This window comes from Sphingorhabdus sp. 109 (assembly GCF_902506555.1).
Taxonomy (GTDB): Bacteria; Pseudomonadota; Alphaproteobacteria; order Sphingomonadales; family Sphingomonadaceae; genus Parasphingorhabdus.
In genome coordinates, this window is the sequence record NZ_LR732707.1 from 3092746 (window position 1) to 3117366 (window position 24621).

26 protein-coding genes and 1 tRNA gene are annotated in these 24621 nt (G+C 57.4%); 13 read left to right on the forward strand and 14 right to left on the reverse strand.

The features are described 5' to 3' along the window. Window positions 1-68: 68 nt before the first annotated feature. The 6 genes from BOSE62_RS14655 to BOSE62_RS14680 all read right to left on the reverse strand — a co-directional run bounded on the left by BOSE62_RS14655 (window position 69) and on the right by BOSE62_RS14680 (window position 6508). A complete protein-coding gene (locus BOSE62_RS14655) occupies window positions 69-2135 on the reverse strand; it encodes a TonB-dependent siderophore receptor (protein WP_159647457.1) in 2067 nt (688 codons plus the stop codon). A 101-nt stretch (window positions 2136-2236) separates the two neighbouring features. Then, window positions 2237-3529 (reverse strand): amidohydrolase family protein, encoded by a 1293-nt coding sequence (locus BOSE62_RS14660; RefSeq protein ID WP_159647459.1) that lies wholly within the window; start codon window positions 3527-3529, stop codon window positions 2237-2239. A gap of 90 nt (window positions 3530-3619) precedes the next feature. After that, window positions 3620-4399: a HesA/MoeB/ThiF family protein gene (locus tag BOSE62_RS14665; RefSeq protein WP_159647461.1), complete on the reverse strand. Its 780-nt coding sequence runs from the start codon at window positions 4397-4399 to the stop codon at window positions 3620-3622. Window positions 4400-4403: 4 nt separating this feature from the next. After that, window positions 4404-4802 (reverse strand): hypothetical protein, encoded by a 399-nt coding sequence (locus BOSE62_RS14670; protein ID WP_159647463.1) that lies wholly within the window; start codon window positions 4800-4802, stop codon window positions 4404-4406. Window positions 4803-4805: 3 nt separating this feature from the next. After that, on the reverse strand, window positions 4806-5252 hold the full coding sequence (gene dut / locus BOSE62_RS14675) for a dUTP diphosphatase (RefSeq protein ID WP_159647465.1): 447 nt from the start codon (window positions 5250-5252) through the stop codon (window positions 4806-4808). Next, on the reverse strand, window positions 5252-6508 hold the full coding sequence (locus BOSE62_RS14680; RefSeq protein ID WP_159647467.1) for a bifunctional phosphopantothenoylcysteine decarboxylase/phosphopantothenate synthase: 1257 nt from the start codon (window positions 6506-6508) through the stop codon (window positions 5252-5254). Before BOSE62_RS14680 ends, dut begins: the two co-directional genes overlap by 1 nt. 124 nt (window positions 6509-6632) lie before the next feature. On the opposite strand from BOSE62_RS14680, the gene BOSE62_RS14685 reads away from it, so the two are divergent. Next, window positions 6633-7619 (forward strand): hypothetical protein, encoded by a 987-nt coding sequence (locus BOSE62_RS14685; RefSeq protein ID WP_159647469.1) that lies wholly within the window; start codon window positions 6633-6635, stop codon window positions 7617-7619. Window positions 7620-7621: 2 nt separating this feature from the next. On the opposite strand, the gene ubiB is transcribed toward BOSE62_RS14685, so the two are convergent. Next, window positions 7622-9181 (reverse strand): 2-polyprenylphenol 6-hydroxylase, encoded by a 1560-nt coding sequence (gene ubiB / locus BOSE62_RS14690; RefSeq protein WP_159647471.1) that lies wholly within the window; start codon window positions 9179-9181, stop codon window positions 7622-7624. A gap of 13 nt (window positions 9182-9194) precedes the next feature. After that, window positions 9195-9935 carry a class I SAM-dependent methyltransferase gene (locus BOSE62_RS14695; protein ID WP_159647473.1) on the reverse strand — a complete coding sequence of 247 codons (741 nt, stop codon included), beginning with the start codon at window positions 9933-9935 and terminating at the stop codon, window positions 9195-9197. 105 nt (window positions 9936-10040) lie between these two features. On the opposite strand from BOSE62_RS14695, the gene mutM reads away from it, so the two are divergent. From mutM to BOSE62_RS14710, 3 genes are all read left to right on the forward strand, one after another. Continuing rightward, window positions 10041-10853: a bifunctional DNA-formamidopyrimidine glycosylase/DNA-(apurinic or apyrimidinic site) lyase gene (mutM, locus tag BOSE62_RS14700; protein ID WP_159647475.1), complete on the forward strand. Its 813-nt coding sequence runs from the start codon at window positions 10041-10043 to the stop codon at window positions 10851-10853. Window positions 10854-10965: 112 nt separating this feature from the next. Continuing rightward, on the forward strand, window positions 10966-11226 hold the full coding sequence (gene rpsT / locus BOSE62_RS14705; protein ID WP_159647477.1) for a 30S ribosomal protein S20: 261 nt from the start codon (window positions 10966-10968) through the stop codon (window positions 11224-11226). A gap of 253 nt (window positions 11227-11479) precedes the next feature. Then, the gene (locus tag BOSE62_RS14710; RefSeq protein ID WP_159647479.1) at window positions 11480-12139 is read left to right on the forward strand and encodes a DUF4136 domain-containing protein; all 660 of its coding nucleotides are present in this window, start codon (window positions 11480-11482) and stop codon (window positions 12137-12139) included. Between the two features lie 28 nt (window positions 12140-12167). Here BOSE62_RS14710 and dnaA read toward each other — a convergent pair whose 3' ends face one another. Together dnaA and BOSE62_RS17555 are read right to left on the reverse strand one after the other, a co-directional pair. Further along, window positions 12168-13604 carry a chromosomal replication initiator protein DnaA gene (gene dnaA / locus BOSE62_RS14715; RefSeq protein WP_159647481.1) on the reverse strand — a complete coding sequence of 479 codons (1437 nt, stop codon included), beginning with the start codon at window positions 13602-13604 and terminating at the stop codon, window positions 12168-12170. Window positions 13605-13668: 64 nt separating this feature from the next. Further along, a complete protein-coding gene (locus BOSE62_RS17555) occupies window positions 13669-13791 on the reverse strand; it encodes a hypothetical protein (RefSeq protein ID WP_268893913.1) in 123 nt (40 codons plus the stop codon). A 347-nt stretch (window positions 13792-14138) separates the two neighbouring features. Here BOSE62_RS17555 and BOSE62_RS14720 point away from each other — a divergent pair. Next, a tRNA-Val gene (locus BOSE62_RS14720) sits at window positions 14139-14214 on the forward strand. A gap of 47 nt (window positions 14215-14261) precedes the next feature. On the opposite strand, the gene BOSE62_RS14725 is transcribed toward BOSE62_RS14720, so the two are convergent. From BOSE62_RS14725 to BOSE62_RS14735, 3 genes are all read right to left on the reverse strand, one after another. Further along, window positions 14262-14921, reverse strand: coding sequence for a cytochrome b/b6 domain-containing protein (locus tag BOSE62_RS14725; protein WP_159647483.1), 660 nt, complete (start codon window positions 14919-14921; stop codon window positions 14262-14264). 18 nt (window positions 14922-14939) lie between these two features. Then, window positions 14940-15455, reverse strand: a complete 516-nt coding sequence (locus BOSE62_RS14730; protein WP_159647485.1) for a c-type cytochrome — start codon at window positions 15453-15455, stop codon at window positions 14940-14942. Between the two features lie 130 nt (window positions 15456-15585). Further along, window positions 15586-16002 (reverse strand): TlpA family protein disulfide reductase, encoded by a 417-nt coding sequence (locus tag BOSE62_RS14735; RefSeq protein WP_236554059.1) that lies wholly within the window; start codon window positions 16000-16002, stop codon window positions 15586-15588. A 199-nt stretch (window positions 16003-16201) separates the two neighbouring features. Between BOSE62_RS14735 and argH the strand changes: the two genes are divergently transcribed. The 5 genes from argH (at window position 16202) to BOSE62_RS14760 (ending at window position 20414) form a co-directional block, all read left to right on the forward strand. After that, entirely contained in the window at window positions 16202-17578 is a 1377-nt protein-coding gene (gene argH / locus BOSE62_RS14740) for an argininosuccinate lyase (protein ID WP_159648073.1), read from the forward strand. A gap of 1 nt (window position 17579) precedes the next feature. After that, window positions 17580-17831, forward strand: a complete 252-nt coding sequence (gene lptM, locus BOSE62_RS14745; protein ID WP_159647489.1) for an LPS translocon maturation chaperone LptM — start codon at window positions 17580-17582, stop codon at window positions 17829-17831. Between the two features lie 31 nt (window positions 17832-17862). Next, window positions 17863-19122, forward strand: a complete 1260-nt coding sequence (gene lysA / locus BOSE62_RS14750; protein WP_159647491.1) for a diaminopimelate decarboxylase — start codon at window positions 17863-17865, stop codon at window positions 19120-19122. 111 nt (window positions 19123-19233) lie between these two features. After that, the gene (locus BOSE62_RS14755; RefSeq protein WP_236554061.1) at window positions 19234-19944 is read left to right on the forward strand and encodes a precorrin-2 dehydrogenase/sirohydrochlorin ferrochelatase family protein; all 711 of its coding nucleotides are present in this window, start codon (window positions 19234-19236) and stop codon (window positions 19942-19944) included. Then, entirely contained in the window at window positions 19941-20414 is a 474-nt protein-coding gene (locus BOSE62_RS14760; protein WP_159647495.1) for a DUF2721 domain-containing protein, read from the forward strand. Before BOSE62_RS14755 ends, BOSE62_RS14760 begins: the two co-directional genes overlap by 4 nt. Window positions 20415-20718: 304 nt before the next feature. Here the strand turns inward: BOSE62_RS14760 and BOSE62_RS14765 are convergent, their stop codons facing one another. Next, window positions 20719-21165, reverse strand: a complete 447-nt coding sequence (locus tag BOSE62_RS14765; RefSeq protein WP_159647497.1) for a hypothetical protein — start codon at window positions 21163-21165, stop codon at window positions 20719-20721. Between the two features lie 149 nt (window positions 21166-21314). On the opposite strand from BOSE62_RS14765, the gene BOSE62_RS14770 reads away from it, so the two are divergent. The 3 genes from BOSE62_RS14770 to BOSE62_RS14780 all read left to right on the forward strand — a co-directional run bounded on the left by BOSE62_RS14770 (window position 21315) and on the right by BOSE62_RS14780 (window position 24599). Then, window positions 21315-22067, forward strand: coding sequence for a TlyA family RNA methyltransferase (locus BOSE62_RS14770; protein ID WP_159647499.1), 753 nt, complete (start codon window positions 21315-21317; stop codon window positions 22065-22067). A gap of 76 nt (window positions 22068-22143) precedes the next feature. After that, the gene (locus tag BOSE62_RS14775; RefSeq protein ID WP_159647501.1) at window positions 22144-23310 is read left to right on the forward strand and encodes a mechanosensitive ion channel family protein; all 1167 of its coding nucleotides are present in this window, start codon (window positions 22144-22146) and stop codon (window positions 23308-23310) included. Window positions 23311-23420: 110 nt separating this feature from the next. Next, the gene (locus tag BOSE62_RS14780) at window positions 23421-24599 is read left to right on the forward strand and encodes an acetyl-CoA C-acyltransferase (protein WP_159647503.1); all 1179 of its coding nucleotides are present in this window, start codon (window positions 23421-23423) and stop codon (window positions 24597-24599) included. Window positions 24600-24621: the final 22 nt, after the last annotated feature.

Below are 24621 nucleotides of genomic sequence, written 5' to 3' on the forward strand. Positions count from 1 at the left end.
GCTGGTCTGGCCCACAAAGGGATCAGTCGCGCCAGGCCTCTCGTATCGGAAACGGATGCGGGCTGCCTTCAGAAACTCCGCCCGACCCGGAACGCAAAGTTCCGTGACGCCTGTGGCATCAATGCAGTTCCGGACAACAGATAGATTTTTTCGTTGGTCAGGTTGCCTGCATTGACCTGCACGCGCCAGCCGTTTTTTTCATATCCGACCATGGCGTCCAGACGGGTATAGGAGGGCAGTAGAAAGCCGTCGGCGGGAGCCGCCTGTGTTCTCAGCAGCGCTTCGCGCTTACCGGAATAGAAGAGACCGAGCCCGAAGGTGAATCCGTCGAGCGGTCCTTGCTCGAATCGATAGCGGCTCCACAGGCTGCCGCTCCATTTTGGCGCGCCGGGCAGGGCGGCACCGATCAGAAAGCGGCTGTCTTCTGTAACCTCCGCGTCGATATGCGCTGCAGCGAAGGTGATAGCCAGGCCAGGCACCGGATTGGCCGCAATATCCATCTCGACGCCCCTGCTGCGCTGTTTGCCGGACTGGACGTTGAACGCAGGATTGTCGGGATCGGGTGTGGCCACATTGGATTTGGTGATTTCGAACCCTGCGAGCGAAAGCGTTATCCGGCCGTTCAGCCATACCTGCTTCCAGCCTATTTCAAATTGTTCCCCGGTTTCCGGATCAAGGAAAGTCCCGTCGGCCTGACGCGCGGAACTGGGCGTGAAACTGCTGCTGTAGCTGCCGAACAGACTTGTGTTCTCGGCTGGCTGGAACAGCAGGCCGATCTGCGGCGAAGTGGCCTTGTCGCTGTTGTTGCGGGTTTCCGCGTCGGCGAGACGGTCATAATCGCGATTGTCGATCCATTCCTGACGGATGCCGGCCAACAATTTGAAACTGTCCGATAAATGCATCAGATTCTGGGCATATAGCGCGGTGCCATCGCGATCATTGTCCGAAGAAAACAGCGGGAAAGCGAACTGATCCCCGGCCACGGCGCCATATACGGGCGTGAAAAGATCTATATTGTCGAGATTCTGAAACTCGAACGCAAATTCCTGACCCGTGGTATAATGTTCCAGACCGGCGGCAAACTGGTTGCGGATGCCGGCAAGTCGGAAGTCACCAATCACTTCATGCTGGGCGATGAAGCCGAACTGGCTTTCATCGGTGTCATAGGCAACGCGCAAAACCGTGCGGTCATCCGCGTCGACAGCGTAGAATGACCGCAAATTATATTCACCACTGGTGCGGCTGTAGCTGATATTCTGCCTGATCCGCCAGTCCGAAGAAATATCATGCTCTAGCAGGGAACTGACGAAATAGGACTGGACATCATTGATGCCATCCTCCTCGCCGAGAAAACGGCTCACCGGGACGCGCAGCGAATTGGCGATGCGGGGCAGGCCGATATCCCAGGTAAACTGGCTGTCCGTATATTCCCCGCGGACCAGCCATCGTGTCTTATCGCCCAGCTGCAGCGAGACGGCCGGTGCAACAAACAGGCTGCGGCTTTCCACCAGATCACGATAGCTGTCCGAATCCTCATAGGCGGCATTGAGACGCAGATTGATGCCCTGGGTCAGCGGCGTGCCGGCATCAATTTCCGCCCGGTAGAAATCGAAACTGCCCAGGATGGCAACGGCATCAAGATGGGCTTCGTCTTTTGGTTGTTTTGTGATCGTGTTGACGATCCCGCCCGGATTGATCGCGCCGTAGAGAACCGAGGCAGGCCCCTTGAGCACTTCGAACCGTTCGACATTGGCCGTATTGCGAAGGGAATAGAAGCCCGGATCGCGAAAGCCGTCGCGCAGGGTCACTTGTCCAAGATCAAATCCGCGCAGAAATGTGCCGAAATTCTGCGTCCCGCCATAACCTGCCTTGGGTTGCGCGCCGGACACGGTATCCAGGGCCTGGTCCAGACGAACCAGACCGCGATCTTCGATCAGCTCTTCCGATACGACCACGACCGTGGATGGCGTGTCCATCAGCAAGGCGGCATTTTTTGTACCGGTCAGGGCGTCGCTGGCAACATAATCGTTGACCATCCGGCCTGTAACCAGAATTTCACTGCTATCGAGGGTCTCCTGCCGGTCCTTGTTCCTTTGCCGCTCATTTGCCGGACCGTCGCCGGCTTCTTTTGCCATCGCAGGCGGACACACCATGGCACAGGAAGTCAAAAATGGTATGAGATAACGTAACATATATTTGCTCTATCTATATTGGGATTGCGGAAGTGCGGATATTGTTAATTCAAGGTGATGGACGGTGGCGGGCCGGAGCGGTCAACGCGCTGCCCGCCTTTCCAGATTGCAACGATATTGCGCGTATCGCGGATATCGACCGTCGGATCACCGGATACGAGCAACAGATCGGCCCGCTGGCCGGCGGCGATGCGGCCACGGTCGGAAATATGAAAGGTGTCGGCGACGGCAGCGGTTGCTGCATGAAGGGCGGCAATCGGCGATGCACCGCTCTCGACCAGCAACTCCAGCTCCCTGTGCATGCTGACGCCAGGCCAGACCCAGCCGTTTATCGCGTCGCTGCCGACAATGATACGGATACCGGACCTGTGCAACGTTCCCACCAGCGCCAGCAATTCGGGCCCGTTGCGGGGTGACGGGGGCACGTCAAACTCGGATGTCAGCATATCCACTCCGCTGTCGTCGAGCTCGGCCCGCAGCCGCGGGTCCTGCAGCATGGAGCGCGGTCCGTCGGGCTTGTACATTCCTGCATAAACTCCGATGGTAGACATCAGGGTGATGTTCTTTAGTTTCATCTTGCTGATCATCGCCGGCGTGACGCCGCCGCTCCACGGATGCGCAATGATGTCGACGCCAGCATCAATCGCCCAGTGCGCGGTCTTGCGCTCGCTGATATGGGCAATCACCAGCAGATTTTTCCGATGGGCTGCCTCGGTAACCGCGTGCATCATGGCGGCGTCCATGCTGGGCGTATTCATGCCTGGGAAAAAGCCCGGTTCCGCTACCAGTTTGATGTAATCGACCCGCGCGGCGATGCGGTTGGCGAGCCACCGCTCGATATCGTCAATATTCCTGATCGAGTCTGCTTCGGGGTCTCTTGTCCCATGGCCGTTCGGTACATTTCCAGCCTGACCCGCAGACCAGAAATCAGCATAGCTGGCATCGGGTTCGCGTTTGATCCGGGCGCGCAGGGCCTGCAGCTTGTCTTCGGGCGTATAGGTGTCAAATACGCTCGTCACGCCCATACGGACCGATGCCTGCAAACCTTCCAGCTTTCCGCTGGTGTGATAATGCGCGTCGAGCAGACCGGGAAGCAGTGTCATTCCCCGGCCGTCAACGATAGCGAATGTTTCATGCCGTTTGAATTCCGGCGTCGCGGTCCCGGGCTCTATTGCCGCGATCACCCCTTCTTCGACAATCACTGTGGCCTTCGGTACCACCATTTCGCCGTCAAAAACCCGGACATCGACGATGGCGAAAGGCTGCGCGGCCGCAACGGAGGTCGCCATGACCATCAGCAGGAAAACCGCGGCAAGATGTTGGAAATATTTGCGCATCACCGATGGCGCAATGATATACTATATCATTCGGAGCAAGACATTTTCTACTCTGCTGGACATTTTAGGGTAATGGTACCCTATCGGCAATTAAGTTTGCACAGGCGTGCCGCAGCTTTTGCAATGCGGGTCCTTGGGCAGGTTGATGCTGCGCATTGCGGGGGCAAGGCCATCGAATAGCAGGAGTTTTCCGGCGGGGTCCTGGCCGAATCCGGTGATCACGCGGATCGCTTCCATCGCCGCGAAGCTGCCCATCAGGCCGACCATTGCGCCGAGAACGCCAACTTCACTGCAATTGTCGCAATCATCGGGGTCGAGCGCGTCACCGACGAAACAGCGGTAGCAGGGCTTGTCCTCTTCCCAGCCGCGGAACGTGCCAAGCTGTCCCTGGAACTGCCCGATCGCCGCGGAAACCAGCGGAATATGGTGCCGGAGCGAAATGTCGGAAACCAGCAGGCGGGTCTGGTAATTGTCCGATCCGTCGATGATCGCGTCGAAGGGTGCAAAAAATGCTGCGCTGTCCTCTTTCAAATGCTGCGCGGTAAGTCTTTGATTTATAGGATTAACTTCAATATCGGGGTTGATCCGCTGTGCAGCAACTTTGGCAACATCGACTTTTGCGCTTCCGACATCATTTTCGGTAAACAAAACCTGCCGCTGCAGATTCGAGAGGGAAACGATATCATCGTCAAAAATGGTCAGCGCGCCAATTCCTGCGGCCGCCAGATATTGAATCGCCGGACAACCGATGCCGCCCGCTCCGACAATCAGAATATGCGCGCCGAGTATCTTTTTCTGCCCCGCCCCGCCAATATCGCGCAACACAATATGGCGCGCGTAGCGGTCGAGCTGTTCGTCAGAAAGGTTCAATAGCCTACCAGTAGAATTTCAGGACGCTGCGTCGCCAAGCGGGTTTCTTGTCGGGTGTCGATTGCATGTTATTCTTGCCGATCCGGGCAAAATAGCGGGCGACATATTCTTCCAAGGCCGGACATTGGATGGAAATCGGCGTCACCTGGCGGAGACTCCTCTTGCCATCCACCAACAGCAGGACCTGGACAAAATAATTTTCCCCATCGAACAGCTTTTCTGTCGGTGTGCAACCGTCGGTCAGCTTTTTCGCCTCCAGCGATTCCTTGTAGCTATATTCCGGCTTTCGTCTGAATTCCGCTACCGGCACGGCGCGTAAATCGTCGGGTACCGGCGGGATTGCGGAACTGTTGACCGAACCGGTCTGCAGTGCTGCCGCGAGTATTAGAGTCGAAATACTCATTTTCTACACTCCCGTTGATCCAAAGCCACCTTCTCCTCGCGCAGTCTCGTCGAGTCGGTCAACCTCTTTGAGAATGCCGCGCTGGACAGGTGCGACGACTATCTGGGCGATGCGGTCGCCGCGCTGGACAACGAAGTCCTTCTCGCCGTGGTTGATCAGGATGACTTTCAGCTCGCCGCGATAGTCGCTGTCGATGGTGCCCGGGGTGTTGGGAATGCTGACCCCTTTTTTCAGCGCCAGTCCCGAGCGGGGCCGGACCTGGATTTCATAGCCGTGAGGAATGGCAAAGGCGAAGCCCGACCCGATCAGGCCCCGCCCGGCCGGTGCGATCGTGAGATCTTCCGCTGCCCGTATATCCATTCCGGCCGAACCGCTGGTTTCATAGGAAGGCAAAGGAAGGTCGCCGGCGTGGTCTAGCCGCTTGACGGCAATATCGACGGGTTCGAACATCAGGATATTTCCTCGCTGATTTTGGTGACTATACGCCGGGCCACTTCCGGTTTCGGAAGGCGATCCCATATCTCGCTGCCCGACTGGGTGACGATGTGAACGCTATTGTCAGCGCCGCCCATTACGTCTCCGGACACATCATTGGCGACAATCCAGTCGCAGCCCTTCTTTGCCAGTTTTGCCTTGGCATGTTCTGCTATATTCTCGGTCTCGGCGGCGAAGCCGACAAGCAGGCTGGGCCGCTGCCGGTGGCGCGCCAAGCTGGCCAATATGTCGGGATTTTCTGTCAGCTTGAGCGGTGCAGGTGCGGCACCCTTTTTCTTGATTTTCTGCCCGGACGGACTGTCTGCGCGCCAGTCGGCGACGGCCGCAACCATGATAGCAACATCGGCGGGCAGGGCGTCGTGTACCGCCTTTTCCATCTCGACCGCAGTCTCGACATCAATTCGCGTGACGCCAGCAGGCGTTGTCAGATGTACGGGGCCAGCGACCAAGGTCACCTGTGCGCCGGCTTCTGCGGCAGCGGCGGCAATGGCAAATCCCTGACGGCCAGAAGAGCGGTTGGCGATATAACGGACCGGATCGATCGGTTCATGGGTCGGGCCGGCTGTGATCAGCACATGCTTGCCGCGTAATGGACGATGCCGGTCGGGAGCAAAGGCAGGCTGTCCGTCGAGCGGGTTTTGACCCGGATCGGGCGCTGTCGGAGTTTGTGATCCCAGTATAGCGCCGATTTCCGCCATGATTGCTGCAGGTTCCGGCAAGCGTCCGGGACCATATTCGCCACAAGCCATATCGCCTTCATCCGGATGCATCACGAGAATCCCGTCGGAACGGAGCTGTTCGATATTCCGCTGGGTCGCGGCGTGCTGCCACATCCGTACATTCATAGCCGGGACCGCCATGACCGGTGTATCGGTTGCCAACAACAAGGTCGTCGCCAGATCGTCGGCAACGCCGCCCGCCATTTTGGCCAGCAAATTTGCGGTAGCGGGACAGACGACCACCAGATCGGCTTCGCGGCTAAGCTGGATATGACCCATTTCCGCTTCATCTTTCAGCGACCAGAGCGTGGTGTGCACTTCGTTTTCCGACAAAGCTGCCAGCGTCATCGGCGTGACAAATTGTGCTCCGGACTCCGTCAGCACGCATCGGACGGTCATCCCTGCCTTTCGGATTAAGCGAATAAGCTCCGCTGCCTTGTAGGCGGCAATTCCACCACCGATTATCAACAGTATATGTTTGGGCTTTTGCATAGCGCTTCCTTCTGCATTTTGGTTGATCGCCATGCAACACATTTGATTATCGCGGCAGCCTTTGATATCTGACCGACAACGAAAACAGCGGGTCGCATTCCAAATTGCCAACGGGAGGCGGGACATGGATTCCAGATCACTGATAACGACGATCGCTATCGCCCCGATGCTGGTTTTTGCGGCATGTTCCGGCGCTGCCGACAGGACGGATCGGCAAGACGATGTCACGGTCAGTGAATCGGTGGAAGACTCTCTGGATGCCGGGGATGCTGTTGTAGATGCAATGGATGAGGCAAGCGACGAGGCTGCCGCTGACGCTTTCGAAGATGCGGCTGAGGCTGCTGCAGATGCCGTAGCCGAAGAGAGGACCGGCGTTAGTGAAGCGGCGGAAGAAGATCCGATCCGCAATGCTGCCGGGCAGTCGGTCGACGTTTCGCCTGTGCAGACCATCTGGTGCGGTGATGTTCGTAAACGCGTTCCGGCCGGACTCTGCGAGGATTATCGCGATCAGATTGCGGATCTTGATCAGGGGATTGCGGCATTTGATCCGCCGCGCGACATGGTGAAAGGACAAGCTAGCGAAGTGCGTCTGGCGATCGGGCCGGAGGAAGAAGAGTTGCGCATTAAATCGCTGGCGGGTGACCAGGGCATGGCCGCAACTGCAGGCATTGAAATTGGCGCGAAGATGCGCGCGAGATTGACCGGACGCGCGTTCGACATAGATCCGGATATTCCGGTCGATCTCGAGATGGGCCGTTCGCGGCGCAAAGTGTGGGCTTGGGATGTCACTCCGAAAAGGGAAGGCACTCATCCCTTGTCCGCCGAAATCACTGTTCTTGCAACCGACGGAACGATTCTTAACCGCTATCCGAGCGATCTGATCAGGGTCAATGTTACCGTCTCGCAAAGCGAGGCCCGGGAGATTGCCAGAGCTGAACGGGCCAAAAAGCGGGCAGAGGCTGAACAAAAGGTGGGTTTCTGGACTAGAATGGCCAAGCTGCTGCTCGAATTCTGGTGGGCCGCGCTTGCCCTGCTGAGCGGTATAATCGGCGGCTGTTTTTATCTGAGAGACAAGCTGCGGAACGCCAAGGCCACGCCACCACCGGCGTGAAATCAGACGTTAGTGTAAAGCCAAACTGCACCGGCTCCGGCAGCGGCAGCAACAACCGTCGTCAGGGCATAACGCCAGAATTCTCCGCTTCCGCCTCTTTTCCGTTTTTCCCAGATCAATTCGACATCAGCCACAGGCGGTGGTGGTGGCGCACCGCCCTGGCGGGGGAGTTGGGCATCTAACCGACGAACGATATCGGGAAGCATCAACAGCGTGTCGACATCCGCATTAATCCGGTCGGCGATCGCGGCCTCAGGTCCCAGTTCGCCGCGGATCCATTCCTTCACGTAGGGGCCGCTGGCATCCCACATGTTGATCGTCGGATTGAGGTCGGTGGCGATGCCCTCGACCATCACCATCGTCTTTTGCAGCAGCAACAGATGCGGCTGGGTTTCCATATCGAAATCGCGGGTGATGGCGAACAGCCCGTCCAGCATATCGCCGACCGACAGTTCGCTGACCGGTTTGCCGCGCATCGGCTCGCCGACCGCGCGCAGGGCTGTGGCGAAATCCTCCATGCTGTGGTGATCCGGAACATATTGCGCTTCGAAATGGATTTCCGCAACGCGTTTGTAATTGCCGGTGGTCAGGCCGTAGAGGATTTCCGCCAGCCAGAAACGGGCTTTTTTGTTGATACGTCCCATGATGCCGAAATCGATGGCAACAATCGTTCCGTCTGCCTTCACGAACAGATTGCCCTGATGCATGTCGGCATGAAAATAGCCGGCCTCGATTGCCTGCTTCAGGAATGTGTGGACAAGACGGCTGGCGATTGCATCCAGATCATGGCCCGCCGCTACCAGAGCTTCGCGGTTCGAGATTTTAACCCCGTCAACCCAGTCCAGCGTCAATACCCGGCCCGAAGTCCGGTCCCAGTCGATAGCCGGAATCTCAAATTGATCCACCTGAGCCATATGTTCGGCCAGTTCCGAGGCGCTGGCGGCTTCGCGGCGCAGGTCCAGTTCGCGCATGGTCCAGCGCCTGAAATTGGCGATAACCAGTTGCGGACGCAGGCGGGCGGCCTCCCCGCCCAGAGCCTCGAGATGTGCCGCAGCCCATTCGTAGGTTTCGATATCCCGGGAAAATTTCTTGATGATGCCGGGGCGCAATACTTTGACGGCAACATCCTTGCCATCAAGCGTGGTTGCGCGGTGCACTTGGGCGATTGATGCGGCGCCCACCGGATCGGGATCGATGTGACTGTATAGTTCGTCCAGTGGCTTGCCGAGGCTGAACTCGATCTCGTCGCGAATCGAGTCGAAGGGAACCGGCGGCAGACTGTCCTGCAGTTGCAGCAAATCGCGGGCCGCCGCTTCGCCGATTATGTCAGGCCGGGTCGCCAGCGTCTGGCCGAGCTTGATCGCGGCCGGGCCAATGGCTTGCAGGGCTGCTGAATAATTGGGCTCCTTCGGCTGAATCGTACCGATCCGGGCGATGCGAAACAGGCGCCGGACCTGCGGCGGCGTTGCCTTGTGCTTTTCAAGATCGCGGAGTGCGCCATGTTTGGCGAGCGTGCGACCCCATTTGAGGAGACGGAATATATGGGTGCGGGAACTGGTCATTGCTGCTGTGCGCTCAGACTTTCCAGCCGCTATGAATGGCGACCAGCCCGCCCATCATCGGCTCTACTTTGGTCTGGCTGAATCCGGCTGCATGAATCATGGCGCGGAATTCTTCCATCGGCGGGAATTTGGCGATCGATTCGGCAAGATAGCGATAGCTGGCTTCATCATTTGCCAAAAGCTTCCCGACTTTCGGCAGAATATGGTGGGAATAGCTATGGTAGACCTTGTCAAAGCCGGGCCATCTGGTCTGCGAAAATTCCATGCAATAGAAACGCCCGCCATATTTGAGCACGCGATGGGCTTCTGCCAAAGCCTTGTCGATATGGGTGACGTTCCGGATGCCGAAGACGATCGTATAGGCATCGAAATGGGCATCGGGGAAGTTCAGGTCTTCGGCATTCTGCTGACTCCAGACCAGGCGCGTCTCGTCCTTGTCGAGCGCTCGTTCGATCCCCTCGGCCAGCATTTCCGCATTGATATCGGCAACCGTGATGTCGGCGCCGCTATCAACCATACGAAAGGCAATATCGCCGGTGCCGCCGGCCATGTCGAGAATCGTTTCGCCTGCCCGCGGCTTGACGCGGCGAACGAAGCGGTCTTTCCACAGGCGATGGGTTCCCGCGCTCATAGCGTCGTTCATCACATCATATTTGGATGCAACGCTGGAGAAAACGGCGCCAACCTTGCCGACTTTCTCGTTCTCTTCGACCTCTTCATAGCCGAATGAGACGGTTTTGCTTTCGATGGCCATTTTTTATCCGTGCTGATTATTCTATGAAATCCCGAGTAGACGAGCCTTGGCAGCACTGCAATCACTCTATAGCTGCCCTTCGGACCGTAACAGAAAAGGAATGCCATGCCCGAGTTGCCGGAAGTGGAAACGACCGTCGCCGGTTTGCGGCCGGTGCTAGAGGGGCAGCGTCTGACGATGGTCGAGCCGCGCCGCGCGGATCTGCGCTGGCCGATCCCGGTGGATTTACGGCAGAGGATGACCGGTGCGGTGGTAACCTCGCTCGGCCGGCGGGCGAAATACGGGTTGATCGAAACCGATCGCGGTGATGTGATGATCTTTCATCTCGGCATGTCAGGCCGCTGGAGGATTGATCCCGAAGAAATAGAAAAACACGACCATCTCCTGGTCGAAACACAATCAGGGCGCCGGTTGACGCTCAACGATCCGCGCCGATTCGGGGCGTTGGATATAGTTCGCCGTGAGAATCTGGGCCATTACAGGCCATTTGTCGCGATGGGGCCGGAGCCTCTCGGTGACGATTTCACAGGTGGCTATCTGAAAGCGGCAACCAAGGATCGCAAAGCCCCGATCAAACAGATATTGCTGGACCAGCGCACCGTTGCGGGACTCGGCAATATTTATGTGTGCGAGGCTCTGCATATGGCGGGCATATCTCCAGGCCGAAAGGGCGCCGCGATATCAAAGCCGCGTTACGAACGGCTGGTTGCCGCGATCAAGCAGGTTCTGATCGCGGCCATAGCGGCCGGCGGATCATCCCTGCGGGATTTCGTGCAACCGGACGGAGAACTGGGATATTTTTCCAAAGATTGGCGGGTCTATGGCCGCGAAGGCGAAGCCTGTGAATGTGGTGGGCCAGTGTTGCGGCGAGTCGACAGCGGACGGTCTACCTTTTACTGTTCGCATTGTCAGAAATAAGCCATTCACTAAGCTATTGACGAGAATCAGCTGTCACGCTATTGGCCGCGCTCTTGAGCCGGAAGCTGTCCGACAAGTACCGGCATTTAATTTCAGATTTTGAGGGTTTTTCATGGCTAATACGCCGCAAGCAAAAAAACGTATCCGTCGCAACACGCGCCGCACCGCGATCAACAAGAATCGCCTGAGCCAGATCCGCACCAAGATCAAGGCCGTAGACGTTGCGGTTGAGGCCGGCGACAAGGACGTGGCAGCAGCAGCCCTTAAAGCCGTACAGCCGGAACTGGCGCGCGGTGTTTCCAAGGGCCTGTATCACAAGAACACGGCTTCGCGGAAATTCAGCCGGCTGACAAAGCGGGTCGCGGCGCTCTAAATAGCCCGATCAGTCTAGACAGAATAACCCGCCCGATTGTGGCGGGTTTTCTTTTGGGCGATCACTACACTTCGAATCGCACATAGTCGGTATGTCGATCTCGTGATCGACTAAAAATCCTGTTTTCTCTTGTGCTGTTGGTCCGAAAGGGGCCAAGTCGGTGCAGGGCGTCAATCTGTCGCTGTTCAAAGCCGGTTCAGCCCGGCCTCTCTATCTTGCGCACCATTATGGTGGGTAATTTGAAGGAAGAAACATGACTAATTTCACGAAACATGTCTGCAATCGCAGGCGCTTCTCTATGCTGGCACCGGTCGCACTATTGTCGCTGGCCGCTTGCGCAACGCCGTTTCGTGCGGATGTCCAGCGTTTTGTCGCGCTTCCCGACACGACGGGCCAGAGTTTCGCCGTGGTTGCCGCTGATCCCGATCTGTCGGGTGGCCTGGAGTTTGGCCAATATGCGATGCTGGTCGAGCAGAAGATGCTCGAACTCGGATACCAGCGCAGCGATGATCCTGCTGCGGCAGAGCTGATCGTCAGCATGGACTATGAAATTGACAAGGGGCGCGAGAAAGTCGTTGCCGATCCCGACCCGTTCTATCCTTCTGCCCGTTTCAGCGGATATTACAGACGTCCTGGTTATCGCTATGGATTCCACGATCCGTTCCTTTACGGCGGCTACGGTTTTTCCGGCTATAATGGCGTCCGCAGTTTCACCGTCTATACCAGCGAGCTGGACATGAAAATTGACCGTGCTGCCAATGGCGAACGTCTGTTCGAAGGCAAGGCCGAGGCCTTGTCGCGGTCAAAAAATCTGACCTATCTGGTGCCCAATCTGGTCGAAGCCATGTTTACCGATTTCCCGGGCAACAGCGGCGAGCGGGTCCGGATATCCATCGCCCCCGAAAAAGAATAGACCGGCTGCCGGCTGGCTTGAAAGCCGTTCAGCTTTCAAGCTGGCGGAGCAGCATCCGGACATCATTGTCCATTTCGCTGTCTTCGCCGCGCAATTGCTCGACCAGCTTCACAGCATGGATGACCGTGCTGTGGTCGCGGCCGCCGAATTTGCGTCCGATTTCCGGATAGCTGCGCGGTGTCATCACCTTGGCCAGATACATTGCAACCTGGCGCGGCCGGGCCACCGCGCGGGCGCGGCGCTTGGATGACATTTCGTTGCGGTCAAGCCGGTAATATTCGCAAACCGTGCGCTGAATTTCGTCAATCGTGATCCGGCGGCGGCAGGCGCTCAATATGTCCGACAATTGCTCTTCGGCCAGTTCGCGGGTGATCTCGCGTCCGGTCAGCTGTGCATAAGCGAGCAACTTGTTGAGTCCGCCTTCCAGTTCGCGCAGATTGCGGCTGATTGTACGGGCAAGAAAATCGACGACCTCTTCCGATACATTCTGGTGCGGCATGCTCGCGAGACGATGCTCGAGAATGTCGCGCCGCAGTTCGAGGCCGGCAGACTGGATGTCCGCGACCAACCCCATGGACAGCCGCGACAAGAGGCGCTGGTCGACGCCATCGAGCGCCTGCGGCGGACGGTCTGCGGCAACCACCACCCGCTTGCCCTGACTGATAAGCGAATCGACCGTGTGGAGAAATTCTTCCTGCGTCGAATTCTTGCCGACGATGAACTGGATGTCATCGATCATCAGCAGATCCGCTTCGCGCAGCGATGCCTTGAATTCCATGCCCTCGTTGCGGCGCATCGCGGAAACAAATTCGATCATGAACCGTTCGGCGGACATATAGATGATCGTCGAAGAGGGGAATTCTTCGCGAAATGCATGGCCGATGGCGTGCATCAGATGAGTCTTGCCCTGACCGGTGGAGGACTGGAGATAGAGCGGACTGAACAGCGGTTTTTCGGCAGCGGCTGTGCGTTGAGCGGCGTTAAGCGCGAGAATATTCGAGTGACCGGCGATAAACTGGTCGAAGGTCATCCGCGGGTCGAGGTCCAACCGGAACTTGCTTTCGGAAACAGCCTTGCGGCTCGCCGGTGCCGCAGTGCCATTGAGCGGGGAGACGCGGGCGATTTTTGCAGAGCCTGACTGTGCCTGGAACACCAGATCGGTGACCGCCGGATGATGGGCTTTCCATGCCAGCAGCAACCGCTCGGCATAGCGGTCCCGCACCCAGGTGGCCGCAAATTCCGAAGGGAGTTCCAAATGCAACGATCCGTTACCCGAATCAAACAGAGCGAGCGTGATCGGCTTGATCCACTGGCCGAAAATCTGCGCGCCCAGATCGCGGCGCAAACCGCTGCATATCTTGCGCCAGCTGGCTTCCAGATCACCAGAAATCACAGTCTCATCCGCAACAGCGGCGTCAACCGACAGTCCGCTATCCCGGCCTTCTATATTCTTACTCACTAGCATCCCCCGACAACATCCCCGTTTGGCGCGCGATCCCGACGCCGATACTTGACCGCAGATCCAGAATTCAGCAGCCTTCAATTTCCCCAGCCATGGGAATCAATCGAGCACAAATGTGCGTTGCTGAAAACGCGTTTTCAACGATGATCTCTATTTTCCAATTAGGCTTTGATATGGCGATTGCAGCCATCAGCCGAGCCTTCTTAGTAAGCCCCTCTGCATGAGTCGATCAAGGGCGCTCCTGTAAAAAAAATGAAATATAACGATTGACAGCGGCAAGCCGTGGATTTTGCTAAAAATCTTTTTAACACACTGATATATATAAGTTATATGCTGTGGATAAGGATGTATAACTTGCGAATCGCGGAGTCAGCTAGGGTTCTGGTTAATGACGAAATGATCATGGCAAGCCGGCATGGAAAATCTGTTCCGGAGCATCTTGTTTGCCAAGCCCTGCAATTGGGCTTGCCAAAGGCGTCGGGATTTGGCAATGGCGCTCGCCTGACCTCGACGATGCTGATAGGCATCCTGTCATGGGGGCGATTAGCTCAGTTGGTAGAGCGCTTCGTTTACACCGAAGATGTCGGCGGTTCGAGCCCGTCATCGCCCACCATCATCCCGATAGAAGCCGGTGATGGTTCGCTCGTGCGATTCACGTTATCAAAAGTTCAATATTGCGACAACGAAGCCTAGCGTCAGCGCAACTGCAACGATCGCTGGCACAAGCCGCGGCCGGTTTTCCGGTAACGTCTGCTCTGGAAAGTCAGCGCGCAACCGGTAGCCGGTGATCATCGGTCCAACGAGAGTTGCTTTGAACAGAAAATGATAGACCGCAACCGCAGAGATATGAAGTCCGATCAGAATCGCCAGCAGATTGAAATTGAACTCGTGGATTTCCGCCAGCTGCCTTCCGGTATCGAAGGATATCAGAATGGCGAGGGGCCCCGATTCAAGTCCATCGACATCTACGGCGAACAATCCGGTCGCGATCTGGGTGGCGAGGGCCGTCAGCAGCGCAAAGACGCCGAGCACAGCAAGCGGGCTGTGGCCAAAGCTTGGGTTATATTTCCGGGTCCGCAAATGCGCGAGATAAGATTTTAGCGACCCCAGCCTGCGAATCATAGGCAAGAAGCGTGCTGTCCAAGTTCCGACCAGCCCCCAAATCAGACGAAAGAGGACCAGAGCGAACATGGTCAGGCCCAGACTTCTGTGCCAGTCCATATGGCCCTCTTCCGCGGTCCACCAGAGCAGGGGCACGAGAATCACCATCAGCCAGTGGACAAGCCGGATGGCCACATCCCAGACCAGAATGCGCGGCATATCCACTGTCATCGCGGGCTAGTCGTCCAACCGATATTTGTCGTGGCAGGCTTTACACGTGCCACCCGTTGTCTTGAAAGCGGCGGCCACTGCCTCGACATCGCCACCCTGTGCGGCCGTTTCCAGTTTCGCGGCTGCGTCCTGCATCGCCACTACCTTGCTGTCGAAATCATCCTTATCTTCCCAGATGATCGGAAGCGCTTCCGTTTCCACGCCCGAGTCGGGCCCGGTTCCTTCGGGAAACCAATCAATCATGTTCGCTGCTTCCGTCGGTACGGCTGCAGCGGCGGCCTGAATCTGTGCAAGATCAGGGCTGCTCGCCCGCAACTGATCGCTGATGGTTTTGAAGGCCTTGCCTATTTTCTTGAGTTGCGCTTGTCGCGTCTCGATCTGTTCCTTCACGGTAAGGCCATTGGCAAGCTCAACGTCGGAAGTGTCGGACACCGGACCCGTGTCCGCATTCTGGCTACAGGCTGACAGTAGCGCCAGTCCGGCGATTGCGGGCAGTATCATATGGGTTTTGCGAGGCTTCATTAGGTTCTCCTTTAGGCAGTGGTGTCGAAGAATAACGGCGTTCGGTGTAAATACAATCAGTTCTACGTTGCAGGTGCCGCCAACGCCTTGATTCGCTGGTTCACCAAATAGCGCTTGCGGGGGCGAGCAATCAGTTTTCCGCCAGAGTTTCTTCCAGCAAGGCGGCGGCCTTGGCGCCATCCCAATCCATTGCCCCAATGACTCGCCAGACTTCCTTGCCTTGCGCGTCGTAGAGAACGGTGGTCGGCATGACGCCAGAGCCAAAACCGAAACTCAGGCCATTTTCCGGATCGATATAGGGTTCAAGCTCCGTAAAATTCCGGTCTTCGAAAAACGGGAGGACCTTTTCCCTGCCCTGAATGTCTTGCGACACCACCAGTAGCTTGAGCCGCGATTTTTCGCGAGCCGCCAGATTGTCCAGCATGGGCATCTCCACTATGCACGGTCCGCACCAGGTCGCCCAGATGTTTACCAGCAACGGTTGGCCGATGAAGTCGCTCAGTTGCACGGTGCTTCCGTCGGGAGCCTGAAAAGGGGTGTCGATCATGGCTGTACCCCGCCGGGAGATATCCAGCTTCCCGACCATAGTCTTGCCGCTTTCGCCAGGCTCGCCTGATTCCCCGCTTTTGCTGTCAGCAAATTCTTGCCCCGGTCCGTTCGATTCTCTATCGCAGGCCGCTAAGTTAATCAGCAAAAGCATGAACAGGACGGTTCGCATCACAAAAGGCACAAAAAATTCCAATATCATGTGGGGTGGCAGGTTTGCCGATGGCCCTTCCTCAATCATGCGCGAGATAAACGCGTCCATCCCGTTCGACAAGAAATTATGGCGGCACGATATCCGCGCAAGTCTGGCGCATGTTGCGATGCTGGCGGAACAAGGCATCGTCGAAGCCGATGACGCGACCCAGATCATCAACGGCCTGAACCAGATTGCTCAGGAATATGAAAAAGACGGGGTGCCCGAGAATCTCGATCTCGAAGATATTCATATGCACGTGGAAGCGCGGCTGGCGGAAATTATCGGTCCGGTGGCGGGCCGGCTGCACACGGCGCGTTCCCGCAACGATCAGGTCGCGACCGATTTCCGCCTTTGGGTCCGCGAAGCCATGGATATGGTCGATGACGCGCTGGGAAGTCTGCAAAAGGCTCTGGTGGATCGCGCCGAAGAACATGCGGACATGATCATGCCCGGCTTCACCCATTTGCAATCGGCCCAGCCGGTCAGTCTTGGCCATCATATGATGGCCTATTACGAAATGATCCGGCGGGACCGTTCCCGGTTTGCCGATGCGCGGAAGCGGATGAATGAATCGCCGCTTGGGGCGGCAGCGCTGGCGGGAACCGGCTTCCCGATTGATCGCGAGAAAACGGCGGCGATGCTGGCTTTCGATCATCCGACCGGCAACAGCCTCGATTCGGTGTCCGACCGGGATTTCGCACTCGATTATCTGATGGCGGCAACCCAGTGCAGCCTGCACCTATCTCGGCTGGCGGAAGAATTCGTCATCTGGGCGAGCCAGCCGTTCGGTTTCGTCAAACTGCCGGACAGTTTTTCGACCGGCTCCTCGATCATGCCGCAGAAACGCAATCCCGATGCGGCCGAACTGGTTCGCGGCCATTGTGGACGGATTGCCGGTGCGATGAATGCGCTAGTGATCACGATGAAGGGTCTGCCGCTTGCTTATTCGAAAGATATGCAGGACGACAAGCCACCGGTGTTTGAAGCGCATGATTTGCTCGGCCTGTCGATCGCCGCGATGACGGGAATGGTCGCCGAAGTGGAATTCAGCGGGAGCCGGATGCGTGCTCTGGCCGAATCCGGCTTCTCGACTGCAACCGATTTTGCCGACTGGCTGGTCCGCGAAGCCAAATTGCCGTTTCGCGAAGCGCATCATGTTACCGGTGCCGTGGTTTCGCTGGCAGAAGAGCAAGGCTGCGGCCTCGCCGATCTTTCGCTCGAGCAATTTCAGGCCATCGACGACCGGATCCATGCAGGCGTTTTCAACGTGCTGAGCGTTGATGCTTCCGTGGCCAGCCGATCCAGCTATGGTGGCACGGCGCCGGATCAAGTAAGGCTGCAGGTTGCAAAGGCCAGAGAAACACTGGGCCCGGAGAGCTGAAATGAGCAAAATTCGTTCGATTCTGTTGCTGGCGGGAGCGGCCGTGATTCTGACTGCCTGCGGTAATCGCGGCGCATTGCAACCGGCCAAGGGCGAAACCCTGCCTCCTCCGGTCTATGGTGAAATGGAAACGCCCAGCGGCGAGGACCTGCTGGTACCATCGAGCCAGGCGATGCCGGAACGGAGCGACGAATTGTTACGGCGGTCGGAAAAACGGCAGGATGACGAATTCGATCTGCCGCCACCTGGCTAACTTTCCCCCCAATATTTGAAAGTATTATCAATTGGACCATTTTCAGCTCAAGAATGGCGTTGTGCACGCGGAAGATATTCCGTTGCCGAAAATTGCCGAGGAAGTCGGCACCCCTGTCTATGTCTATTCGCGTGCAACGCTTGAACGGCACGCGCGCGTGTTTCGTGAAGGGTTGAAAGACGCGGGCAAAATCCATCTCGCTTTTGCCGTGAAAGCCAACCCCAATCTTGCCGTCCTTCGTATTCTTGCCAATCAGGGCTATGGCGGGGACGTGGTGTCCGGCGGGGAAATGCAGCGGGCGCTGGCCGCTGGCATGAAGGCAGAGGATATCGTTTTCTCCGGTGTTGGAAAGAGCCGCGAAGAGCTGACTCTGGGCTTGGACAAGGGCATTGGCCAATTCAATCTGGAATCGGAAGAGGAAGGCGTGATGCTCGCGGAAATCGCGGCTGCCCGCGGGGAGAAGGCCTCGGCAACGCTGCGCGTGAACCCCGATGTCGATGCCGGCACCCATGCTAAGATCTCGACCGGCAAGAAAGAGAATAAATTCGGAGTCGGGATCGACGTCGCGCCGGATATCTACGCGCGTCTGTCCAGGCTCGAAGGGCTGAACCTGCGCGGTGTTGCCGTGCATATCGGCAGCCAGTTGCAGAGCCTCGACCCGCTAGAAAAATGCTATACCAGAATAGGCGAACTGGTTGAGCAGTTGCGGGCTGCCGGTCACACCATCTCCCATGTCGACTTAGGCGGTGGCTTGGGCGTGCCTTACAAGCCGGAAGACAATCCGCCGAGCCCGGCGGAATATGGCGCCATGGTCGCGCGGGTTACCCGGCATTGGGATGTCACCCTGATGTTCGAGCCGGGCCGGGTGATTGCCGGGAACAGCGGCATCATGATCACCAGGGTCATCCGGATAAAACCGGGTGTGGATAGCGATTTTGTCATTGTTGACGCAGCGATGAATGATCTGATGCGGCCTGCGATCTATGACGCCTGGCATGATTTTGCAGCGGTGGAGCCCCGCGGTGAAACGATGGTGGCATCGATCGTCGGGCCGATTTGCGAAAGCAGTGATATTTTTGCCAAGGAACGCACGGTAGATCGCGTCGAAACCGGCGATCTCGGAATATTCCGGACGGCTGGTGCTTATGGTGCAACCATGGCCAATACTTATAACAGCCGGCCGCTGGTGCCGGAAGTTTTGGTTGATGGCAACCGCTATGCCGTGGTCGCCGAGCGGATCGAACCGGCGACCATCATGGCAGCGGAGCACGTGCCCGACTGGCTGAAATGAACCCCGCATCCGCTAACGGCGGATCGGCTTACATAGGTGAATGCGATGAACCAGTTGCCTATTTTCGTCAATTTAGAGGGTCGCAAGATCCTTCTCCTCGGTAGCGGGGAAATGGCCGATGCAAAACGGCGTCTCTATCAACGCGCCGGCGCGACGATCACCGACGATGAAAATGCCGACGGGCTGGTGCTCGCGGTGGTTGCACTGGAAGATGATGACGAAGCGATCGCAGCAGTAGCGCGTCTGAAAGCCAGAGGTTTGCTGGTCAACGCGGTCGACCGGTCGGCGCTTTGCGATTATACCACGCCGGCGATCATCGATCGTGATCCGGTGCTGTTGGCGCTAGGCACGGGCGGTGCATCGGCGGGACTGGCCAAGGCGCTGCGGCAACGGCTGGAGCAACTGCTACCGGCCAGTCTGGGGACTCTGGCAAATGGCTTGCTGGCGCAGCGGGAACGGATCCAGCAAAGGTGGCCGGAGGCCAGCGCGCGACGCAAGGCGATAGACGCCGTTCTCGATCCGGGCGGTCGACTTGACGCGCTGGTCGAGCATGATCTGGAAGAATTGGAAGCATGGCTGGACCAGCCGCATGGCGAGGCGCGCTCGCAAGTCATCGATCTGGAATTGGCAAGTATCGATCCCGATGATCTTACCCTGCGCCAGGCGCGCTGGCTGGGGCAGGCCGACCAGATTTTTGCAAGTGCGGATGTGCCGGAGGCTGTACTCGACCGTGCACGGGCAGATGCCGGGCGTTTCGCCCTGACATTGTGGGACGAAACGCCTATAGGGGGGCTGACCTTGCGGATACGGATGAAAAGATGAACGGAATTTCCGAAATCGCCAATGCCAATATCGTAACGGTGCTTCAAACCGCTCTGGCTCCTGCATTCTTGCTGGTTGGTATCGGAGCCATGCTGAACCTGTTTGCCGGCCGTCTGGCGCGGATCATCGACCGGTCGCGCGATCTGCAGGAACTGTTCAAGTCGACAGCCGGGAAAGAGCACCAGCTTGTCGTTGCCGAACTGGGCGATCTGCAGGTGCGGCTCAGGGTCGTCAACAGCGCCATTTTCCTGAGCGTTGTCAGCGCGATCACGGCCTGCGCGCTGATCGGCATATTGTTTGTCATGGAGCTAACCGGGATTGATCTGTCGCTGGCGATCGCGAGTGCCTTTGTCGTTGCGATCAGTCTGCTTTCCATGGCTCTCGTCCAGTTTCTGCGGGAAGTGCGGATCGGGGTCCGCGACTTCATGATCCGCGAGGAATATCTCGAGAGAGCGGATAACGGGCAATGAAAAGAGGCTGCCGATCCCTTCGGACCAACAGCCTCTGAACATGGGTCAGCGGTAGGAAGTGCCGCTGCCGGGTTGCCTGACCGCTAGATCAGATTGGCCCCCCGAACGGATTTTTCCGACCCCTGTGCTGAACCATGAGACATCGGACCACCTCCTTTCGCTTGTGAATGAAATACGAACTGTTGCATTGAAACTTCTCCGCTGTTCGACGCTGTAAATGTGAATCAACGCCGGTTTCCGAACAAGTCTTGAATTAATTTATTTTGCTGTCACAATTGCGCGTTCCGGCCTGACGCCGAGCCGTTCAGCGGCGACAATCCTCGACAACACGACTGAATTGCGGCCATGCCGGGACTGCGATAGACTTGAGACCCGTGGTTTCTATGGCAAAGCGCCCACGGCTATAGGCGATGCGGTCCAGCATGATATCGCCGGGCGATATCGATATTGCAGCATAAGGCGGCGTTCCCCCGCTACTCTTGGCGGGATAGGATTGCAGGCCGGCGCTCGCGCGCAACACCATTTTGGCACCATTGCCCACTGCTCCAGCGCGGGACAGGAATATTTGCCCGCGCGGTCGATCGCAACGGATCATCACGGTCGCAGGCTCGTCGGTTGCCCCGAATAATGCCAGTGATCCGCGCTCGTCTTTCCGATAGACCCAGTCGCCCGTGGTGATTGGCCAGTCTGTCCATTTGCCCTGAGGCTGCGCCGGAGGCTGGGGCGCCGCAGGGTTTGAGACAGGCTTCACCGGCTCTGGCGCCGGTGCTGGTTCCGGCGGTGCGGAAGAACAGGCCGCCAGTGTCAGCACAGCGATTGAAAAACTAAGCGGGGATGAAATGATTCTCATGACAAAGGAATATGGCCAAAAGCATGACGCTAGGCTAGTCCTGATTTCCCATGAGCCAGTCCAATCCCAAAGCCGCCAAGCAGCGCGTCGACCAGATATTGACGGATCGCGGCCTCGCCGAAAGCCGGGCCAGGGCGCAAGCTTATATCATGGCCGGTCTGGTGACGGTGAATGGCAAGAAAATCGACAAGTCGGGACAAAAGATAGCCGGTGATGCGGCGATTATAGTCAAAGGCAAGGACCATCCGTGGGTTTCGCGGGGCGGCATCAAGCTGGATCACGCACTGCGGCATTTTGACATTGATGTGTCCGGGATGACCGCGATGGATGTCGGCAGCAGCACCGGTGGTTTTACCGACGTTCTGCTCACCGGTGGAGCGGCAAAGGTCTATGCTGTGGACAGCGGCACCAACCAGCTTGCCTGGAAGTTGCGGCAGGATGACCGGGTCGTGGTCCACGAGCAAACCAGCGCCCGCGTTCTCACCGATCAGCATATTCCGGAAACAGTCGATATCATCGTGTGCGATGCGAGTTTTATTTCACTGGTCAAAGTGCTCGAGCGACCGCTCGAATTTGCCGGCGATAAGGCGATTCTGATGGCGCTGATAAAACCGCAATTCGAGGCAGAGCGTCAGGATGTCGGCAAGGGTGGCGTCGTTCGGGACGAAGCGGTCCGGCTGGCGACCTGCGATAAAGTGAGGGACTGGCTGATTGCGTCGGGCTGGGACATTCTCGGAATTACCGAAAGCCCGATCACTGGTCCCAAGGGCAATGTAGAGTTTCTTATCGGGGCAACAAAATAGGAAGCGGGCTGTTTTTGCCGACCTTATGGAACCGCACCGCTTGTCATTGGTACTGTTTCTTCCTAGCTGAAAGATTATGGCCATTACAACAGAACCCGCTCTACTCCCGACCGTCCCGCATATCGGGGCTGCTTTTCAAAGCTTGATCACCGATTCTTCCAACTGGCTGGCCGACAATTATGTGGAACTTATCATCGCGCTTGCCATAGGCACCGCGATTTTCTTTCTGCTCGGTGCGATCAAGCGTTTCGCCGCCCGTTACGTGCGTAACAATGACGGCCTGACCGGATATCGCACCATCATCGTCAAGGCGATCGCCCGGACCAGCAAGATATTCATGCTGATGGTTTCCGCCCAGCTCGTTGTCAGCTTTGCCAATGCACCGACCAGCGTCGACCGCATCGTGCAGGGGCTATTCACCATTGCCATAGTGATCCAGGCAGCAATCTGGCTCCGTGAAATCATCCTGGGCCTGATCCTCCGCCGGACCTCGCAGGATCCTGACCAGCACGAGACGCTGCACAGCGCCATGACCCTGATCCGCATATTGGTGACGTTCGTGCTGTTTGCGATCGCAGCGATCATGATCCTCGACAATCTCGGGATCAATGTCACAGGCCTGATTGCCGGTCTCGGGGTCGGCGGTATCGCCATCGGTCTTGCGGCGCAGGGGATTTTCTCCGATCTCTTCGCCGCGCTGTCGATCATCTTCGACAAGCCGTTCCGCGCCGGTGATACGATCACCTATGGCACGACGACGGGAACGATCGAAAAAATCGGTCTGAAAAGCACGCGCTTGCGCTCGATCATGGGGGAAGAGGTGATTATATCGAACACCAATCTTCTCGACATGGAAATAACCAATCTGACCCGTCTGGCACGGCGGCGCACCCGGTTCGGCATCGGGGTCATTTACCAGACGAAGCCCGACGACGCCCGTCGTATTCCCGGTTTGTTGAAAGAAATTGTCGAAGCCCACGATGCGAATTTCATCCGCTCGGGTTTCATCGGATTTGGCGACAGCTCGATCGATTTCCAGCTCGATTTCGATATTATGAGCAGCGAATATGAAGTGGTGTTTGAAGGACGGCATCGCATTGGCCTGGCCATCCTGCAACGCTTCAACGAAGAGGGGCTTGAATTTGCTTATCCAACACAAACCACCTTTACCGCTGCGCCCGATGGAGAGATGATTCTGCCCTACCCCGAGGGGGGCTTCCCCGTGACGGTCACCAACGACTAGCGTTCCGTAACGGCAGCGCCGGGCTGAAGAAATTCCTTGTTAATTGGCCGATTAACGGGGACAATGCGCTCAAAATTCGACTCCGATCTAAACTATAAAGGAATTGCCAAATGCGTGACGCAGTCATCGTTTCCACCGCCCGTACCCCTATCGGGCGCGCTTATAAAGGCGCTTTCAACACCACCACAGGCGCCACCCTCGGCCATTATTCTGCCAAGGCCGCCGTCGAAAGAGCAGGCATTGATCCCGCGACTATCGACGATGTCGTCTGGGGCAGCGCGTTGCAACAAGGTTCGCAGGGCGGCAATCTGGCCCGTCAGGTTGCCCTGCGCGCCGGTTTCCCGATCGAAGTGCCCGGCATGACGATCGACCGGCAATGTTCTTCGGGTCTGATGGCGATTGCCACGGCATCCAAACAGGTGACGCTGGACATGATGGACATCGTTGTCGGCGGCGGACAGGATTCTATCTCGACCGTCCAGACCCCGGAAATGCGGGTTCAGCCAGATCGCGAATTGCTGAAGATGCATGATGATATCTATATGCCGATGCTGCAGACGGCTGAAGTGGTTGGCGAGCGCTATGGTATCAGTCGCGAAGCCTGCGATGAATATGCCCTGCAGTCGCAGATGCGCACCGCAGCGGCTCAGGAAGCCGGTCGTTTCGACGACGAAATCATCGAAGTGACCACCACAATGGGTGTCCAGGACAAGGAAACCAAAGAGATTTCCCATGTCGAGGTCACGATCAACAAGGATGAAGGCAATCGTCCGTCAACCACACTCGAAGGCCTGCAGAAGCTGCAGCCCGTTCTCGGACCGGACAAGATCGTCACCGCCGGCAACGCTTCGCAGCTTTCCGACGGGTCGGCAGCCAGCGTTGTTATGGAAGCAAAGGCAGCCGAAAAAGCCGGTCTCAATCCGCTGGGCCGCTATGTCGGCATGGCGGTTGCCGGTACCAAGCCTGATGAAATGGGCATCGGTCCGGTGTTCGCAATTCCCAAATTGCTCGAACGCTTTGGTCTGAAAATGGACGATATCGGCCTCTGGGAACTCAATGAAGCCTTTGCTGTGCAAGTGCTTTATTGCCAGCAGAAGCTCGGCATTCCCGACGAACTTCTCAACGTCAATGGCGGCTCGATCTCGATCGGCCACCCCTATGGCATGACCGGCGCGCGTTGTACCGGTCACGCTTTGATCGAAGGCAAGCGTCGCGGCGCGAAATATGCCGTGGTAACCATGTGCATCGGCGGCGGACAGGGCGCAGCCGGCCTTTTTGAAATTTTCTAGAAATCAGAACACAACGGGCCGG

Coding starts and splice junctions, on each gene's coding strand:
- BOSE62_RS14655 (WP_159647457.1), bottom strand. CDS start 2,135: ATGGCAAAAGAAGCCGGCGACGGTCCGGCAAATGAGCGGCAAAGGAAC.
- BOSE62_RS14660 (WP_159647459.1), bottom strand. CDS start 3,529: ATGCGCAAATATTTCCAACATCTTGCCGCGGTTTTCCTGCTGATGGTC.
- BOSE62_RS14670 (WP_159647463.1), bottom strand. CDS start 4,802: ATGAGTATTTCGACTCTAATACTCGCGGCAGCACTGCAGACCGGTTCG.
- dut (WP_159647465.1), bottom strand. CDS start 5,252: ATGTTCGAACCCGTCGATATTGCCGTCAAGCGGCTAGACCACGCCGGC.
- BOSE62_RS14680 (WP_159647467.1), bottom strand. CDS start 6,508: ATGCAAAAGCCCAAACATATACTGTTGATAATCGGTGGTGGAATTGCC.
- BOSE62_RS14685 (WP_159647469.1), top strand. CDS start 6,633: ATGGATTCCAGATCACTGATAACGACGATCGCTATCGCCCCGATGCTG.
- ubiB (WP_159647471.1), bottom strand. CDS start 9,181: ATGACCAGTTCCCGCACCCATATATTCCGTCTCCTCAAATGGGGTCGC.
- BOSE62_RS14695 (WP_159647473.1), bottom strand. CDS start 9,935: ATGGCCATCGAAAGCAAAACCGTCTCATTCGGCTATGAAGAGGTCGAA.
- mutM (WP_159647475.1), top strand. CDS start 10,041: ATGCCCGAGTTGCCGGAAGTGGAAACGACCGTCGCCGGTTTGCGGCCG.
- rpsT (WP_159647477.1), top strand. CDS start 10,966: ATGGCTAATACGCCGCAAGCAAAAAAACGTATCCGTCGCAACACGCGC.
- BOSE62_RS14710 (WP_159647479.1), top strand. CDS start 11,480: ATGACTAATTTCACGAAACATGTCTGCAATCGCAGGCGCTTCTCTATG.
- dnaA (WP_159647481.1), bottom strand. CDS start 13,604: ATGCTAGTGAGTAAGAATATAGAAGGCCGGGATAGCGGACTGTCGGTT.
- BOSE62_RS17555 (WP_268893913.1), bottom strand. CDS start 13,791: ATGGCTGCAATCGCCATATCAAAGCCTAATTGGAAAATAGAGATCATC.
- BOSE62_RS14725 (WP_159647483.1), bottom strand. CDS start 14,921: ATGCCGCGCATTCTGGTCTGGGATGTGGCCATCCGGCTTGTCCACTGG.
- BOSE62_RS14730 (WP_159647485.1), bottom strand. CDS start 15,455: ATGAAGCCTCGCAAAACCCATATGATACTGCCCGCAATCGCCGGACTG.
- BOSE62_RS14735 (WP_236554059.1), bottom strand. CDS start 16,002: ATGATCGACACCCCTTTTCAGGCTCCCGACGGAAGCACCGTGCAACTG.
- argH (WP_159648073.1), top strand. CDS start 16,202: ATGTGGGGTGGCAGGTTTGCCGATGGCCCTTCCTCAATCATGCGCGAG.
- lptM (WP_159647489.1), top strand. CDS start 17,580: ATGAGCAAAATTCGTTCGATTCTGTTGCTGGCGGGAGCGGCCGTGATT.
- BOSE62_RS14755 (WP_236554061.1), top strand. CDS start 19,234: ATGGCCGATGCAAAACGGCGTCTCTATCAACGCGCCGGCGCGACGATC.
- BOSE62_RS14760 (WP_159647495.1), top strand. CDS start 19,941: ATGAACGGAATTTCCGAAATCGCCAATGCCAATATCGTAACGGTGCTT.
- BOSE62_RS14770 (WP_159647499.1), top strand. CDS start 21,315: ATGAGCCAGTCCAATCCCAAAGCCGCCAAGCAGCGCGTCGACCAGATA.
- BOSE62_RS14775 (WP_159647501.1), top strand. CDS start 22,144: ATGGCCATTACAACAGAACCCGCTCTACTCCCGACCGTCCCGCATATC.
- BOSE62_RS14780 (WP_159647503.1), top strand. CDS start 23,421: ATGCGTGACGCAGTCATCGTTTCCACCGCCCGTACCCCTATCGGGCGC.